The sequence below is a fragment of the Daeguia caeni genome (assembly GCF_042653845.1).
Taxonomy (GTDB): Bacteria; Pseudomonadota; Alphaproteobacteria; order Rhizobiales; family Rhizobiaceae; genus Brucella; species Brucella caeni.
Window position 1 is genome coordinate 55,903 of the sequence record NZ_JBHSEL010000043.1, and the last position, 16,163, is coordinate 72,065.

The following is a 16,163-nucleotide window of genomic DNA, read 5'->3' on the forward strand; positions in this document are numbered from 1 at the left end:
ATCAGAATGGTCTGTCACTGTTCTAACCAGGTATCGGCCCAGTTGGAAACTGCCCAACGCGGATTGTTGGCAACATTCTTCACCCGGTCATTGGCAACCGTGATAAACCCCCATTCCGCGACATTGATCAGCGGCAAATCGGCTGCAACCGCCTGCTGGAACTGGCGATAAAGCGCAGAGCGTTCCTTGTCATCGATCTCGTGTGCGGCCTTCCTGATCAGCGCATCGAGTTCGGCATTGGCATAGCCGCCCTGATTGGAAAATGGCACACCGGCCGGAATGCCGCTTTCAACCAGAATGGTGGTCGAAATGGCCGGATCGCCACGATAGACCGTTGGCGCAATGGCAAGATCAAAATCATGATCGGTGTAAACCGCCTTCTGATGCGCGGCGGAATCATTGTTGACGATGCGCGCATCAATGCCGATCTGTGCCAGCGCCTGGCGCAGATAATCGCCAAACTGTCTTGTCTCGTTGAAATAGGGCGCCGGCAACAGCCTGAGCGAAAAACGCACGCCATCTGGTCCGCGCTTGTAGCCAGCCTCATCCAAAAGCGCATTGGCCCTGGCAACATCAAACGGATAGGTTTCGACATCGCTGGTATAGAACTGGCTATCATAGCGCGGAACCGGGCCAGTCGATGGCTTGGCATAGCCAAGGAAGATCGTATTGACGACAAAATCCTTGTCGATCGCATGGGCAATCGCCTGGCGTACTTTCAGATCGGCCATTTCCTTGCGCCGGTGATTGATCTCGACAACAAGCTGATAGGTCAGCGCCTCATAGCCCTTGTCGATGACAGACAGGCCATCAATCGTGGAAATACGGGCAAGATCGGCCAGAGGCACCATGGAAAAGGCCGCAAGGTCAATTTCTTCCGCTTCCAATGCGCCAGCGGCGGCACTGCGATCCGGCATAACGCGATAGATGATTTCATCAAGATAAGGTTCGCCCTCGCCCCAATAAGCATCATTGCGCACCAGACGATAATATTCGCCCGCCTTGTGTTCGGCATATTTGAACGGCCCCGTACCGATCAGCCTTTCATTGGCAGGATTGGTGGCAATGTCCGTTCCTTCAAACACATGCTTTGGCAAAACGGCTGTCAGTGCCGGCAAGGCATTGCGGATGAGCTGGAACGGGGTTGGCTCGGCGAAATGGAAAACCGCCGTATGTTCATCCGGTGTTTCGACTTTTGTGAGCGAATTGAACACAAGCCGCCCAAGATTCTGCAGCGGCTTCCACACGTCCATCGCCGAAAAGGCGACATCGGCAGAGGTGAACGGCGTGCCATCATGCCATTTGACGCCTTTGCGCAATCTGAAAGTTGCAGTCAGGCCATCATCCGAACCTTCCCAATGGGTGGCAAGACGTGGGCTCAGTCCGTTTTCGCCATCAAAAGAGGCTTCCGCCAAGGGCTCGATCACCTTGCTTGCGACGAAAAAGACGCCATTGGAGGCAACAATGGCCGGGTTGAGATTGCGCGGTTCGGAATCGGCGGCCACGACAAGACGGCCGCCCTTGACCGGGCCTGCGGCCTGCACTGCGCCAGTGCCCATAAACAGGCTCGCGCCTGTCAGAAATGTTGCGCCGATCAAAAAATCCCTGCGCGTGAGATCAAAACCAACCATCTGCCTGTCCTCAAACATGCATTTCACCGTGCCTGCCAGCCATGACGACCCATGCCGGCTCTTTCTACAATAATTGCCAGCCTTTGGCAGGAAGAAATCATAGCAAATTCTGGATAAACATTGAAAATCATTTCCGAATTTATTGTGATGCAAAATATGGAACAGATATAATTTTCCCAATAAATTGCCAATAGAAAATAGATTATCTAATCTTTTCCATAGAACTATTTTTTAAATAAATAGTTGTTATAAGAAAATAACGTCTTGCAATCGGTGCGTTTTGTGCAAATCATCATTGATTATATCATAATACTTTTCACAGAAGACTGGAAAGTGTTTGATATAATAAAGCCACCCAGCAGGAGCGAATGTTTTATTGGCTTCTGTATGTCAACCGTGTCTTGCTGGCCGTACGGGTCCTGCCAGCAAGACACATCTCTGAACCATCAGGAGAAGAGGGGAGACAGAAATGCCAAGTTTGCTGCCCCCACTTCATGACGGTCACGCGCCGATCTATCTGCATCACGCCTTTCAGGATGCACTGGATGCGTATGAGGATTGGAAGCTGGAAACCGCCGAGCCGGTTGTTCAGGTCAATGGCAGGACAGCACGTATCAGTGTGATTTTCCGGCGTTTGTGGAACTGTACAGACATGCTGCCACACAATACGATGGAAGCACTGAAGGACATTGTGCCTTCGGGGCTCTTGCGTTCCATTGACTGGCCGGAAAAGGCAACCTTTGCCCATGCCGCCCGCGCAATGCGCGCAGCACTGGAAAGCCGTAAGCAACGGCGCATGCCGGTTGCGGTTTCGTGATGCATGATCCAGAAAAAGCGGGCGAGTTGCTCGCCCGTTTCAGAAACCCTTCCCCTGCAAGCGCCAGGCCTGTCCGATTGGGCAGAATTGCTGTTGTCGCAAGGCCTCAGCGGTGATCTGTCAGGCTGCCGGCTCCAGCTTGCGGAAGCGTACGCGTGCACTGCGCTCAATGGCGGCCACTGTCAGCTCGTCAAGTGCCCAGCGGTCACGCAGCATATGGAGAAATTCCAGCTCTTCCTGTTCAACATGCAGATCGGCAGAGGCGATTTCGACCGCCAGGGCATAGGCCGTATCATAAAGCCGTTCCGGCAGTGCCTCATGTGCAAGGTCGAGAATGCGATCAAGCCCATCTTCATCCGCCAGAAGGGCATAACAGTCTGTTGCAAGCTGCGGCAGGCGACTCTTGTCAAAGCCGACAAAGACCGGAAAACGCGATACAATATTGCCGATCGATGACAGTTCCGCATCGGTCATGGACCGATCGGCGGCTGAGGTCGTGACCATGATATAGACAAGGGCATCCTGCGGCGAAAGCTTCTTCATTGATCGCTCCTGCATCTGTACTGTTGGCGCGAAACCCTGAAAGTTCGCCACGCACAACGGAATCAACAGATCAAATTCCGGTTGAAGGTAAAAAGGCCGTGGAGTGCTTGCAAGGAAATTCGGCTCAAAAGATTGACGTCCGGCATCCGGCACGCCATAGAACATCCGCGCCCATGGCGCATGCACAAACATTTCAATAGACCGCTACAGGACAAGACCATGACATCCGAACGCCTTCCCAAGATCACGCTGACCCCGGAACTGACCGCGGCGGCTGCGGAAGCGAAAGCATGGCCTTTTGAAGAAGCGAGAAAAATTCTCAAACGCTATGCCAAGACGGGTTTTCCGGACACGGTCGTTTTTGAGACGGGTTATGGCCCGTCCGGCCTGCCGCATATCGGCACATTTGGCGAAGTGGCGCGCACCTCGATGGTGCGCCATGCCTTCCGCGTGCTCACCGAAGACAAGGTCAAGACGCGGCTGATCTGTTTTTCGGACGATCTCGACGGCATGCGCAAGATCCCCGACAATGTGCCGGACAAGGCTGCACTTGAACCTTATCTGCAGATGCCGCTTTCGTCGGTGCCCAATCCGTTCGGCGGCGATTTCAGGAGCTTCGCCGATCACAACAATACGATGCTGCGCCGCTTCCTCGATACGTTCGGCTTCGATTATGAATTTGCCAGCGCCACCGAATATTACAAGTCGGGCAAGTTTGATGCCGTGCTTCTGCGGGCGGCAGAACGCTATGATGACATCATGAAGGTGATGTTGCCCACACTCGGCGAGGAACGTCAGGCAACCTACAGTCCGTTCCTGCCGATCTCGCCAAAGACCGGCCGCGTGCTTTATGTGCCGATGAAGAAGGTTGATGCCAAGGCCGGCACGATCACCTTTGACGATGAGGACGGGACCGAAACCACCCTGCCCGTCACCGGTGGCAATGTGAAGCTGCAATGGAAGCCGGATTTCGGCATGCGCTGGGCAGCCCTTGGCGTCGACTTCGAAATGTTCGGCAAGGATCACCAGACCAATGCGGCGATCTATGATCGCATTTGTGAAATTCTCGGCGGACGTGCGCCGGAACATTTCGTCTATGAGCTCTTCCTCGACCAGATGGGACAGAAGATCTCCAAGTCGAAGGGCAATGGCATCTCCATTGATGAATGGCTGGCCTATGCCCCGACCGAAAGCCTGGCGCTTTATAATTTCCAGAAGCCGAAGACGGCGAAGAAGCTTTATTTTGACGTCATTCCGAAGGCAGTGGACGAATATTTCACCTATCTTGCCGCCTATCAGCGTCAGGACTGGAAGGAACGTCTGAACAATCCGGTCTGGCATATTCATTACGGCAATCCGCCGAAGGTCGAACTGCCGGTATCCTTTGCGCTCATGCTCAATCTGGTCAGCGCATCGAATGCCGAAAATCCGGCCGTCCTGTGGGGCTTCATTTCGCGTCACGCGCCGGGTGTCACGCCGGAAAACCATCCGGAACTCAATGCGCTCGTTGGCTATGCGATCCGTTACTTCAACGATTTCGTCAAGCCGACCAAGAAATTCCGTGCACCGGATGAGATCGAACGGGCTGCCCTTGCAGCGCTTGACGCCAAGCTTGCAACGCTTGCGCCAGGCACGAATGGCAATGACATACAGAATGCGATTCTCGACGTTGCCCGCGGCATTGAAAGCTATCAGGATCACAGCAAGAAGAGTCCGGAAGGTGGCCCTGGCGTTTCCGTCGTCTTCTTCCAGATGCTCTATGAAGTGCTGATCGGCCAGGAACGCGGCCCGCGTTTCGGTTCCTTCGTTGCGCTTTATGGCATTGATGAGACAAGGGCGCTGATCAGACAGGCGCTCGACGGCACGCTCGCCTGACTTGTGACCGATGCAACGCTCCTCGGGAGGGGGAGCGTTTCATTTTATGCAAAATCGAAAAAGTTGCGGGAAACAATCTGGATGATGTCGCGAAGAGAAAAGCTCTGTTCGCAATTGTTACAAACAACCCTGCATTGTCACAATTATGGTGGAGATGCATTGACGTCGATTGCTAAGTGACTGAAAACGTGTTTCACTTTCCGTCGGTGACAATTGTGACAATTATCGGGAACTTGTCATCCAGCCGTCATCTGCGACGAGTACCGGATGAACGCGAACGCCACAGATGTCGGGGGCGTCGCCTGAACAAATAGGGAGTAGAGTTATATGCTTACTTATGCTGCGCGTCTTCTGTCCATGACGACCGCCATTGCCATTACAGGCGTTTCGATCGCCGCTGCTGAACCATCAGCTGAACTGATTGAGGCTGCCAAGGCTGAAGGTGAACTCACCACCATCGCTCTTCCGCATGACTGGTGCGGCTATGGTGAAATCATCGACAGCTTCAAGAAGAAATATGGCATCAAGGTCAACGAACTGAATCCTGACGCCGGTTCTGGCGATGAAATTGAAGCAATCAAGGCCAACAAGGGCAACAAGGGCCCACAGGCTCCTGACGTCATCGACGTGGGCTTTGCCTTCGGTACCTCCGCCAAGAAGGACGGCCTGACGCAGCCTTACAAGGTCTCGACCTGGGACGAAATTCCCGATAGCGCCAAGGATGCCGATGGCCACTGGTATGGCGACTATTACGGCGTTCTGGCTTTTGAAGTAAACAAGGACATCGTCAAGGATTCGCCACAGGACTGGGAAGATCTGCTGAAGAGCGACTTTGCCAATGCCGTTGCACTGGCCGGTGACCCGCGCGCATCCGCTCAGGCCATTCTCGCCGTTCATGCCGTTGGCATTGCACGTGGCGGTGAGCCGGGTGCAGATGCCGCCAAGAAGGGTCTGGAATTCTTCAAGGAGCTGAACGCCAAGGGCAATTTCGTTCCGGTCATCGGCAAGGCCGCTTCGCTTGCCCAGGGCTCGACTCCGATCGTCATCCGCTGGGACTACAACTCGCTGGCTGACCGCGATACGCTGAAGGGCAATCCGGAAGTTGATACCGTCATTCCGAAGAATGGTGTCATGGCTGGCGTTTATGTTCAGGCGATCAGCGCCTATGCGCCGCATCCGAATGCTGCAAAGCTGTGGATGGAACATCTCTATTCGGATGAAGGCCAGATCGGCTTCCTGAAAGGCTATTGCCATCCGATCCGCTTCAACGCCATGGCCAAGGCCGGCAAGATCCCTGCTGAACTGCTCGAAAAGCTGCCGCCAGCAGAATCTTACGAAAGTGCCATTTTCCCAACCATCGAACAGCTTGAAGAAGCTCAGGCTGTCATTACCAAGGAATGGGATAGCGTCGTTGGCGCAAACGTTCAGTAACATTCATTAGCCCATTGATATCGCGGCAAAATATTGCCGCGATATCGTGTTATCTGCCAACGCCAGCCCAGAAAAGGTTCCATGAGTTCAGTCGTCGAAACGACAGATCCCGGCAGTCCGGTGCGCAAGCGCCAGCTCCCGCTTGTCTGGCTCGGAGTCGTCCCGTTTTTCCTGTTTGCCATTCTGTTTTTGATCTGGCCAACGGCCTTTCTGATCATTGGCGCATTTCAGGATTCTGCAGGCAATTTCACATTGCAAAACATTTATGATCTGTTCCAGCCGCAGATCATGAGTGCTTACTGGATCTCGATCAAGGTCAGTCTCGCTTCCGCCATTGGCGGTGCGATCATTGGTTTTTTCCTGGCATGGGCTGTCGTGCTTGGCAATCTGCCGGGCTGGCTCAGGCCGGCGACCCTGACCTTTTCCGGCGTTGCTTCCAACTTTGCTGGCGTGCCGCTGGCTTTCGCCTTTCTGGCAACACTTGGCCGCACTGGTCTTGTGACGGTGTTGCTGCGTGAATGGTTCGGCTTCAATCTTTATTCAACCGGGTTCAATCTGCTGAGCTTTTTCGGGCTAACGCTGACCTATCTGTTCTTCCAGATTCCGCTGATGGTGCTCATTCTGACGCCTGCGCTGGATGGCCTGAAAAAGGAATGGCGCGAGGCATCGGCAAGCCTTGGGGCAACGGCGGGACAATATTGGCGCATGGTTGCCTTTCCCATTCTGTGGCCGAGCCTGCTTGGCACATCGCTTCTTCTGTTTGCCAACGCCTTTGGCGCCGTGGCTACGGCCTATGCCCTGACCGGTTCGTCCCTGAACATCGTGCCGATCCTGCTGTTTGCGCAGATCCGTGGCGACGTTCTGCATAACCAGAACCTTGGCTATGCGCTGGCGCTTGGCATGATCGTCATTACGGGCGTTTCCAACCTGCTCTATATCTGGCTGCGCATGCGCGCCGAAAGGTGGCAGCGATGAACAAAAAAGGCTTTACCTTTCAGAAACTTGGTGCCTGGATCGCCTTTCTGATTGGCGCCATTTACTTTCTGGTGCCGCTGATCGGAACATTTGAATTTTCGCTGCGTATGCGCCGTGGCGAATATTCCTTCGATGCCTATCGCGTTGTCTTCAATGATCCGAACTTCCAGGCGACCTTCACCTATTCGGCCGTTCTGGGCCTGATGACCATCGTCTTTGGCGTTCTGCTGGTTGTGCCGACGGCCTATTGGGTCCGCCTGCGCCTGCCGCAGCTGCGCCCGGTCATGGAATTCATCACGCTGATGCCGCTGGTTATTCCTGCCATCGTCATCGTGTTCGGCTATTTGCGCATCTATAATTCGTCATCCATTCTGCCATTCACCGCGGATCCGCGGGCAACCGACCTGTTGTTGATGTTTGGCTATGTGACACTGTCATTGCCCTACATGTATCGCGCGATCGATACATCCATGCGCACCATTGATGTGCGCACCCTGACAGAGGCAGCACAAAGCCTTGGCGCTGGATGGGGACGCATTCTGTTTCGCGTCATTTTCCCGAATGTCATTTCGGGCGTCATGAGCGGTGCCTTCATCACCTTTGCCATTGTGATTGGTGAATTCACCCTGGCATCGCTGCTCAATCGCCCTGCTTTTGGCCCTTACCTGCAGCTCATCGGTGCAAACCGCGCTTATGAACCTTCGGCATTGGCCATTATTTCGTTTGGCATCACATGGCTTGCCATCATCATGATGCAGTTCGTCTCCCGCCTCAATAAATTCAAGACAACCGCCGGATAATGCAATGGCTTTTCTCAATATCAAACATCTGAAAAAGAGCTTTGGTGCCAATACGGTGGTGCATGATTTCAACCTCGCTGTTGAAAAGGGCGAGTTCATCTCGTTCCTTGGCCCATCGGGCTGCGGCAAGACCACAGTTTTGCGCATGATTGCCGGTTTCGAAACCCCAAACAGTGGGGCGATTGAAATCGCTGGCAAGGATGTCGTGAATCTGAAGCCAAACCAGCGTAACATTGGCATGGTGTTTCAAGCCTATGCCCTGTTTCCCAATATGACCGTGGCGCAAAATGTTGCCTTTGGCCTGCGCGTTGCCGGCAAGTCGAAGGCGGAAATCGATGCAACGGTCAAGGAAATGCTGGGGCTGATCCGTCTGGAACATCTGGCGGATCGCTATCCCTATCAGATGTCGGGCGGCCAGCAGCAGCGTGTGGCACTTGCACGCGCACTTGCGACCAAGCCTCAGGTTCTGTTGCTCGACGAACCGCTCTCAGCGCTTGACGCCAAGATCCGCATTTCGCTCCGCGAGGAAATCCGCGCCATCCAGCAGAAGCTTGGCATCACCACTGTCTTCGTCACGCATGACCAGGAAGAGGCGCTGTCCATTTCTGACCGTATTGTCGTCATGCATGAAGGCCGCGCCGATCAGATCGGCACCCCATTCGAGATCTATAACCGCCCGGCTTCGCGCTTTGTTGCCTCCTTCGTCGGTACGCTGAACATGCTGGAGGCAACGGTTGCCGATCCGCAAGCAAACCGCATCGACATTGATCGCAATATCGTCACGGTCACGGAATCGCTCAGCCATTATGCCAAGGGGCAAACGGTCACTCTGGCCCTGCGCCCGGAAGCGGTCAGCCTTGATGCACGCAAGAACCATGACACATCGCTCGATGTGACGATTGATGATGTGCATTTCCTGGGGTCTGTCATCCGCACTCGTGCAACACTGGGCAAGAACCGCCTGTCATTCGACACCTTCAATGATCCAACGCAGCCGCCGCCGGAACGCGGTGAGAAGGCAACCGTGCATTTCGCAGCCCGCGATTTGCTGGTGCTGAAGGACTGATCACGATCTTTCAGATTCAGGCACAACGCCCCGCCATCGAAGCCGATGGCGGGGCGTTTACATGGGTGCTTCCGGTGTGAACGGCATCATTTTGCTGGCTCACGCCTAAGGTGAGACCCAATTTGCCATCAGGTGATTGCAGCGACGAGGCAGACGGCTGGTGGAAAATTGAGTCGCGAGCCTGGAGGATAATCTCTGCATGGCCAAGGCACGCCATCAAGATATCACTACGGCTGGCAGCAATTTTCAATTGCCACTAAGGGCACGAATGGATTGATGCCTAGTCGCGGCTTTTTCTTTCATGCCGCCAGACAAAGACTGTGGCGCCTAGCACCATTGCGGCAAGTGCAAACCATGTCAGCGCATAGGAGAGATGATTGTCGCGGAACCGGACGACCGTCAGGCCGCCTTCCGGAAAATTGCCTGGATTGGAGCTGGCATCGGCGTCGATGAAATAGGGTGCAACGTCACCGAGCCCCAGTTTTTTGCTGAAGGCCACGACATCGCGCGAATTCCATTCATTGCGATCCGGATCATTGGGCCGCAGGAAAAATCCGTCCGGTTCCGGCATGCGCAGGAGACCCGTGACTGTCATTTCGCCAGCGCTTTGGTTTGAAAGTTGTTCTGCTTCCCCGCGCCGGCTCGTCGGTACAAAGCCCCGGTTGATGAATGTGATGGCGCCGTCGGCCGTCTGCATCGGCATGAGCAGCCAGTAGCCTGCACCGCGTTCGGTGAGCGCATTGACCAGGATCTGCTTACCGGCAAGATAGCTGCCCGTCAGCGTAACACGGCGATATTCGTCATCGGCACGGTTGACCCCTGGCCAGTCGGATCGGCCGGGCGCTGCCACTGCTGCGACGTGAATGCGCGCATCGACACGGGCAATCAGATCATGTTTCCATTGCATGCGCTCAATCTGCCAGATGCCAAGGCCGATGAAGAGACAGAAGAAAAGACCGGCCAGAACCAACATCACGATCCGCAACAGGCGTGAGGGCGCTTTCACCTGTGATGGATCGGGATTGTGGGTCATGGCAACATCCTCTTTCAGACCTTACAGGAACTTTGCGTATCAGCACTTTCTGCCTGTACCAATGCATCATGGTGAAACGCCGGCACAAACGGCGTTTCACCCCTTGAGCCCATACGCCGGATGAGGACAAAATGAAACAAAAAACCAAGCAATGTGCGTCCACGAGGACGCACGAATAAGCTTGGGGTTCCAGAGCACATGCTACGGCCTTGCTGAGACGTATCAGACAAGCCGATGCCTGCGGTTCAGAAACAGACCGCAAGACTGGGAGGGGCAGACTGAAAAGGCCCAGTCAGGGCATTGGAGCATTTCACATGATTGAAACGCAATATCGTTGTGTTTCAATATTGTTGTCGCGCTTGGCATCGCGCTCATTGAGCTCGATATTGCACATGCGCCTCAACCTTGTGTTGCGCGAACCTTGTGTTTCGCGCGGTGTTTGGTGGAATAAAGGCTTGCCGTGAAATGCCCGCCACGCCTCCCAGCGGTCAGATCAGGCCAACAGCCGGATCAGGCGTATTTGGCCGCCCTGTAGCGACGATGGGTGTAGCCACCCCGTGACTGGCGCAGGACATTGCAGACCTGGCTCTTGTCATCAGAGGGCTTGGGCATGCCAGCTTTTACACGCTGCAGCATCTGTGGTGTGACAGTACGATTCTTGTCGCTAGGTCCGATAATAATGCTTTTCATTGATCGATCTCCCAACTTAAGGCGCAGAGCACCCCGGGGATGCCCCGGCCAATCACTCAAGAATGTACAGATAACCGAGTATTAACCATAATGTCGCAGTTGACAAGTATGGCTTCTACCCGGCAGTGGCAGAATCACATCCTATAGATTGTATCGCTGCCCCCTATTTTCAACGGGGCCAATCATAAATTGATGAATTTGTTTAATTAAATAAGTTTTTACTAATAAGCCGCGACCTGTCGGGCCGCGGCTTATTGTCATCCTGTTTCAGTCCCGATGGCCGGCGAGGATTTCGCGCTTGCCGACATGGTTGGCGGGGCCGACCAGCCCTTCCTTTTCCATGCGCTCGACCAGGGAGGCGGCACGGTTATAGCCGATGCCAAGGCGACGCTGGATATAGGAGGTCGAGCATTTCTTGTCACGCATGACGACCTTCACGGCCTGTTCGTAAATGTCGCTTTCGTCATCCGCTCCCATGGCGGTTGCGTCAAACCCGGCGGCATCGGCGGCTTCGTCCTCTTCTTCCTCATCCTCGGTCACCGTGGCGAGATAGTCTGGACGGCCCTGTTCCTTCAGATGGCTGACGACCTTTTCCACCTCTTCATCCGAGACGAACGGGCCGTGGACGCGCACGATGCGGCCGCCGCCAGCCATGTGCAGCATGTCGCCCTGACCAAGAAGCTGTTCGGCTCCCATTTCGCCCAGGATGGTTCGGCTGTCGATCTTGGAAGTGACCTGGAAGGAAATGCGCGTCGGGAAATTGGCCTTGATCGTGCCGGTGATGACATCGACAGATGGACGCTGCGTTGCCATGATGAGATGGATGCCAGCTGCGCGCGCCATCTGCGCCAGACGCTGCACCGCTCCTTCAATATCCTTGCCGGCAACCATCATGAGGTCGGCCATTTCGTCGATGATCACGACGATATATGGCATCGGGGTGAGATCCAGCTCTTCCTGAACATAGATCGGCTCGCCGGTCTCCTTGTCAAAGCCGGACTGCACCGTGCACATCACCTTCTCGCCCTTGCCCTTGGCCGAGGCTGCACGCTGGTTGAAGCCTTCAATATTGCGCACGCCAAGGCGGGCCATCTTGCGATAGCGTTCTTCCATCTCGCGCACCGCCCATTTCAGCGCCACGACAGCCTTTTTCGGGTCGGTGACAACGGGGGTGAGCAGATGCGGAATGCCGTCATAGATCGACAGTTCCAGCATCTTCGGATCAACCATGATCAGGCGGCATTCTTCCGGCTTGAAACGGTAGAGCAGCGACAGGATCATCGTATTGATGGCAACCGACTTGCCGGAACCGGTCGTGCCGGCCACCAGAAGATGTGGCATCTTTGCCAATTCGGCGATGATAGGCTCGCCGCCAATACCCTTACCGAGGCAGATCGGCAGACGGTAATTGGATGAGACGAAGGCGCGCGATTCAATCATTTCGCGCAGATAGACGGTTTCACGCGTGGCATTCGGCAATTCAATGCCGATCACGTTGCGGCCCGGAACCACAGCAACACGCGCCGACAGCGCCGACATGGAGCGAGCAATGTCATCTGCAAGGCCAATGACGCGCGAGGATTTGACCCCCGGCGCAGGCTCGAATTCATAGAGCGTCACCACCGGGCCGGGGCGGACATGGATGATTTCGCCGCGCACGCCAAAATCTTCCAGAACGCTTTCCAATAGTCCCGCGCTGCGTTCCAGCATTTCCTGGGTAATCACATTGCCTTCCTTGACTGCTGGCATCTGCAACAGATCACGCGGCGGAAAGACATAGTCATCACGGGAAACCGGCGTCTCAATCTGTACAAGCGGCTGCGGCTGATAAAGCGCAATCGTTGGTTGTGGCTTTGGGGCTTCCTCGGCTACAGGTTCTGCAACGGTTTCAGAAACGGGTTCGGGCGCAACCGTTGCAACAACCGCCTGATCGTCATGATCCGTGGCTGGTGCGGCCGGTGCTGCTACCATTTCTGTTGCCGTTTCATTGGCTGGTTCTGCAACGGGTGCTGGGCTTGCCTGCGCTGCTGCCTGTTGTGGTGCAGCGATTGGCTGCGTGGCCGCTGGCGTTTCTGCGGGCGCCGGATGGGTCGCTACAGCGGCAACCGGGCTGGCTGCTTCGACCGGAGCAGCCGGGGCAACAGAGGCAACTGGTTCGGCAGAAGCAATCGAAGCAGGCTGAACCTTGCTCCATTCACGCACGCGGTAACGGGCGAGAATTTCCTCGACGCTCGGCGCAGCCTTTGCCGGCGCCGGAGTTTCGGCAACAGTCTGTGTTGCCGCAACCGGCATGGGCTCAAGCGGCGTCGAGAAATCAACACCTTCAAAAAAGGCAAAGTCGGACAGATTGGCAAATGCGCTCGCCACCGGCTGTTCGGCTGCTGCCGGCTTTTCTGCGGCGGCAATGTCCGGCATGCGCACAACGACAGCCTGCGGCGCATGTCCTGGCACGACTGGAGAAGCAGAAGCAGCCTGCGCGGCTTGCACGGAAAGCGGTGTGGAGGTCGTTTGCTGGACCGAAGCCGCAATGGGGGCTGCTGGCGCTGCCGATGCAACAGGTTTTGCCGCCTGCACGACCGGCGGCACCGGTGGCGCGGCAGGCGTTGGGATCAGCTTTTGCGCAACACTATCCTGCAGGGCTGCGACAGCCATTGGCTGGGCTTCCGCCATTTTCTGCACCTCTGCTGCCGGCACATCCACAACCGGCTTGGCTTGCGGACGCCAGGAGATCGGCGGGATTGGCTCGCCACGGCGGCGTAACAGTTCTGCCTCTGGCGTGCGGGTAAAACGCACATTCTCGCCAAGCGAAAAGTGCATTTTCCATGCACCATCGGCCGAAAGATCAGGTGTTCCCGATGGGGTGCGTGCCGGCTTTGGCTCTGCGGCACTGTTTGTTTGACTGCCCTGTGATGCGGGAAAATTTTCTTTCAAATTACGCATATCGCTGAACCATGAAACTGTCGCTTTAACAAAACCAAGTAATAAAAAATGAAGGTTAACAACCCCTTCCGAAACTCTGGCCGCGGCGCAATTTATTCCGTCAGGATGCAAGGCGGAGAGCCGGCAATTCAAGGCGTTGCCGGTTTTGACGCTATGGTGAAATTTTTAAATCCCCCGCAAGGCCCCCTCCCCCGGCACCTTGCGCCAGAATCAGCGACTCAAACCTTCGGCAAAAGAGTCAGGCATGTTCATTCCTGCTTGAGGCAGACCGTGAGATAGGATAGTGCGAATGGACAGGTATCAGCCTCAAGGCCAGCGGGGCATGATCGTAGCCGATATCAGGGGACGGGCACGGCATGAAAATCACCATTGAGGAAGCGCTCGACCGGGCGCAGACAGGCAAATTCCAGCAAAACCTCATGGGCGTATTCGGGCTGGTCTGGGCGGCTGACGCCATGCAGGTACTGGCCGTCGGCTTTACCGGTGCTGCAATTGCCAAGACATATGGACTGACCATTGGCGAGGCCTTGCAGACCGGCACATTGTTCTTCCTTGGCATGCTGTTGGGGGCCGCATTGTTTGGCCGTCTGGCCGACCGTTTTGGCCGTCGCGCAATTCTGCTTTTCACCGTTGGCTGTGATGCCCTATTTGGCCTGGCCTCCGCTTTTGCGACGGATTTTGCCAGCCTGCTTGTGCTGCGTTTCCTGACCGGCATGGCGGTTGGCGGAACGCTGCCGGTCGACTATGCCATGATGGCGGAATTCCTGCCGGCGAAAAACCGTGGCCGCTGGCTGGTCATGCTGGAAGGTTTCTGGGCGGTCGGCACGGTGGTGATCGCACTGACGGCGTGGATCACCAGCCTCACCGGCGTTGAAGATCCATGGCGTTATATTTTCGTGGTCACGGCCATGCCGGCACTGATTGGCATATGGCTACGCTTGTGGGTGCCGGAAAGCCCGATGCATCTTTTGAAGCAGAACAGGAATGAACAGGCCAAGGCCGTCATCAACCGTGTGCTTAAGCGCAATGGCAAGGCAGAGCTGCCGGCCGAGGCAGAGCTGATCGCGCCCATGCTGGTGACCAATGAGCGGCTGTTGTCTGATACGCTGCGCCAGCGCACGCTTGCCACGCTTGCCGTCTGGTTCCTTGTTTCTGTCTCCTATTATGGCATCTTCACCTGGATTCCGGCCAAACTTGCCAGTGACGGTTTTGGCTTTGTGCGCGGCTATGGTTTTCTTGTGGTGGTCGCGCTGGCACAATTGCCGGGCTATGCGCTTGCCGCCTATGGCGTGGAGGCATGGGGACGACGCAAGACGTTGATCGGCTTTCTGTTCATGAGTGCGATTGCCTGCGTGCTGTTCACGATTGCCAGCAACGCCATCCTGATCGGCGCCTCTATCCTGATCATGAGCTTTGCCCTGCTTGGCACATGGGGCGCGCTTTATGCCTTTACGCCGGAACTCTTTCCCACTGCCTTGCGCGGCAGCGGCATGGGGGCGGCTGGCGCCATGGCGCGTCTTGGCGGCCTGCTTGCGCCCTCGGTACTTGCCTTTGTCATCAGCCAGAGTTTTGTTCTTGCCGTGGCGATCTTTGCCGCACTGCTTGCACTTGCCGGCGTGATTGCAGGTTTCATCAATGTCGAGACCAGGCAACAGGCGCTGCAATAGCGTCTTAACTCGCCTTACGGAAAGTCAGATTGATGCGGCAGCGGCCAAGCCGTGCATGCTCGCCCTCTTTCAGCGGCAATATGCCGTGATGGAACAGGCGTGACGGACCGCCCCAGACCACCACATCGCCGTGATGCAGTGCATGTTTCGCAATCGGATCCGAGCGGCGTTTGCCGCCAAACTGGAAGGTTGCAGACAGGCCCAGCGAAACCGAAACAATGGGCGCGGAAAAATCGCATTCGTCCCTGTCCTGATGCAGCGAGAGTTTTGCTCCCGGTTCATAGCGGTTGATCAGGCAGGCATCCGGCACAAAACCGGCAAAGCCGCCTTCGCTGGCAGCAGTCTGTGCCAGCGTCAGCAAGGTTTCCGGCATGGCGGGCCATGGCTTGCCGCTATCGGGATCGGTCGGACTATAGCGATAGCCCTTGCCATCGCTCACCCAGCCGACCTTGCCACAATTGGTCATGGCAACCGACATGCGATAACCGCCGGGTGTCATCATGTGACGGAAGGGAGCCGCCGCCACGACCGCATCAATTGCAGACAGGATGGCGGCTTCATAGTTCAGGGCAAAGCCGCGCAACAGCACGGCGCCTTCTGCCAGTTCCTTGCGCGGTTCAAGCTGGTCAAACAGATCCATCATGACCAGACATTAGCCAGTTTCAGGCCGTATTCCAAGGACCGGCTCGCAGCGC

Annotated in this window: 12 protein-coding genes and 1 pseudogene; 7 read left to right on the top strand and 6 right to left on the bottom strand. The window is 55.8% G+C overall.

The window, feature by feature from the left end; all coding sequences use genetic code 11:
* Nucleotides 1-14: 14 nt before the first annotated feature.
* Nucleotides 15-1,631 (bottom strand): ABC transporter substrate-binding protein, encoded by a 1,617-nt coding sequence (locus tag ACFO1V_RS04850; RefSeq protein WP_374831349.1) that lies wholly within the window; start codon nucleotides 1,629-1,631, stop codon nucleotides 15-17.
* Nucleotides 1,632-2,100: 469 nt separating this feature from the next.
* On the opposite strand from ACFO1V_RS04850, the gene ACFO1V_RS04855 reads away from it, so the two are divergent.
* Entirely contained in the window at nucleotides 2,101-2,448 is a 348-nt protein-coding gene (locus tag ACFO1V_RS04855; protein ID WP_374831347.1) for a BRA0787 family protein, read from the top strand.
* Between the two features lie 120 nt (nucleotides 2,449-2,568).
* Here the strand turns inward: ACFO1V_RS04855 and ACFO1V_RS04860 are convergent, their stop codons facing one another.
* On the bottom strand, nucleotides 2,569-2,991 hold the full coding sequence (locus tag ACFO1V_RS04860) for a tellurite resistance TerB family protein (protein ID WP_374831345.1): 423 nt from the start codon (nucleotides 2,989-2,991) through the stop codon (nucleotides 2,569-2,571).
* A gap of 219 nt (nucleotides 2,992-3,210) precedes the next feature.
* Between ACFO1V_RS04860 and ACFO1V_RS04865 the strand changes: the two genes are divergently transcribed.
* From ACFO1V_RS04865 to ACFO1V_RS04885, 5 genes are all read left to right on the top strand, one after another.
* Entirely contained in the window at nucleotides 3,211-4,866 is a 1,656-nt protein-coding gene (locus ACFO1V_RS04865) for a lysine--tRNA ligase (protein ID WP_374831343.1), read from the top strand.
* Nucleotides 4,867-5,193: 327 nt separating this feature from the next.
* Complete coding sequence (locus ACFO1V_RS04870) at nucleotides 5,194-6,297, top strand: ABC transporter substrate-binding protein (RefSeq protein WP_374831341.1); 1,104 nt, start codon at nucleotides 5,194-5,196, stop codon at nucleotides 6,295-6,297.
* Nucleotides 6,298-6,378: 81 nt separating this feature from the next.
* Complete coding sequence (locus ACFO1V_RS04875; RefSeq protein ID WP_374831339.1) at nucleotides 6,379-7,272, top strand: ABC transporter permease; 894 nt, start codon at nucleotides 6,379-6,381, stop codon at nucleotides 7,270-7,272.
* The gene (locus tag ACFO1V_RS04880) at nucleotides 7,269-8,072 is read left to right on the top strand and encodes an ABC transporter permease (protein WP_374831337.1); all 804 of its coding nucleotides are present in this window, start codon (nucleotides 7,269-7,271) and stop codon (nucleotides 8,070-8,072) included. The genes ACFO1V_RS04875 and ACFO1V_RS04880 overlap by 4 nt, the downstream gene beginning before the upstream one ends.
* A gap of 4 nt (nucleotides 8,073-8,076) precedes the next feature.
* Complete coding sequence (locus ACFO1V_RS04885) at nucleotides 8,077-9,138, top strand: ABC transporter ATP-binding protein (RefSeq protein ID WP_374831335.1); 1,062 nt, start codon at nucleotides 8,077-8,079, stop codon at nucleotides 9,136-9,138.
* Nucleotides 9,139-9,418: 280 nt separating this feature from the next.
* Here the strand turns inward: ACFO1V_RS04885 and ACFO1V_RS04890 are convergent, their stop codons facing one another.
* The 3 genes and pseudogenes from ACFO1V_RS04890 to ACFO1V_RS04900 all read right to left on the bottom strand — a co-directional run.
* On the bottom strand, nucleotides 9,419-10,111 hold the full coding sequence (locus ACFO1V_RS04890) for an SURF1 family protein (protein WP_374831440.1): 693 nt from the start codon (nucleotides 10,109-10,111) through the stop codon (nucleotides 9,419-9,421).
* Nucleotides 10,112-10,681: 570 nt separating this feature from the next.
* Entirely contained in the window at nucleotides 10,682-10,861 is a 180-nt protein-coding gene (locus ACFO1V_RS04895; protein WP_374831333.1) for a hypothetical protein, read from the bottom strand.
* A gap of 267 nt (nucleotides 10,862-11,128) precedes the next feature.
* A pseudogene (locus tag ACFO1V_RS04900) lies at nucleotides 11,129-12,838 on the bottom strand (DNA translocase FtsK); the annotation flags it as partial.
* Nucleotides 12,839-14,157: 1,319 nt separating this feature from the next.
* Between ACFO1V_RS04900 and ACFO1V_RS04905 the strand changes: the two are divergent.
* Nucleotides 14,158-15,468 (top strand): MFS transporter, encoded by a 1,311-nt coding sequence (locus tag ACFO1V_RS04905; RefSeq protein WP_374831331.1) that lies wholly within the window; start codon nucleotides 14,158-14,160, stop codon nucleotides 15,466-15,468.
* A gap of 4 nt (nucleotides 15,469-15,472) precedes the next feature.
* Here the strand turns inward: ACFO1V_RS04905 and alkB are convergent, their stop codons facing one another.
* Complete coding sequence (gene alkB / locus ACFO1V_RS04910) at nucleotides 15,473-16,111, bottom strand: DNA oxidative demethylase AlkB (protein WP_374831329.1); 639 nt, start codon at nucleotides 16,109-16,111, stop codon at nucleotides 15,473-15,475.
* Between the last annotated feature and the right edge of the window lie 52 nt (nucleotides 16,112-16,163).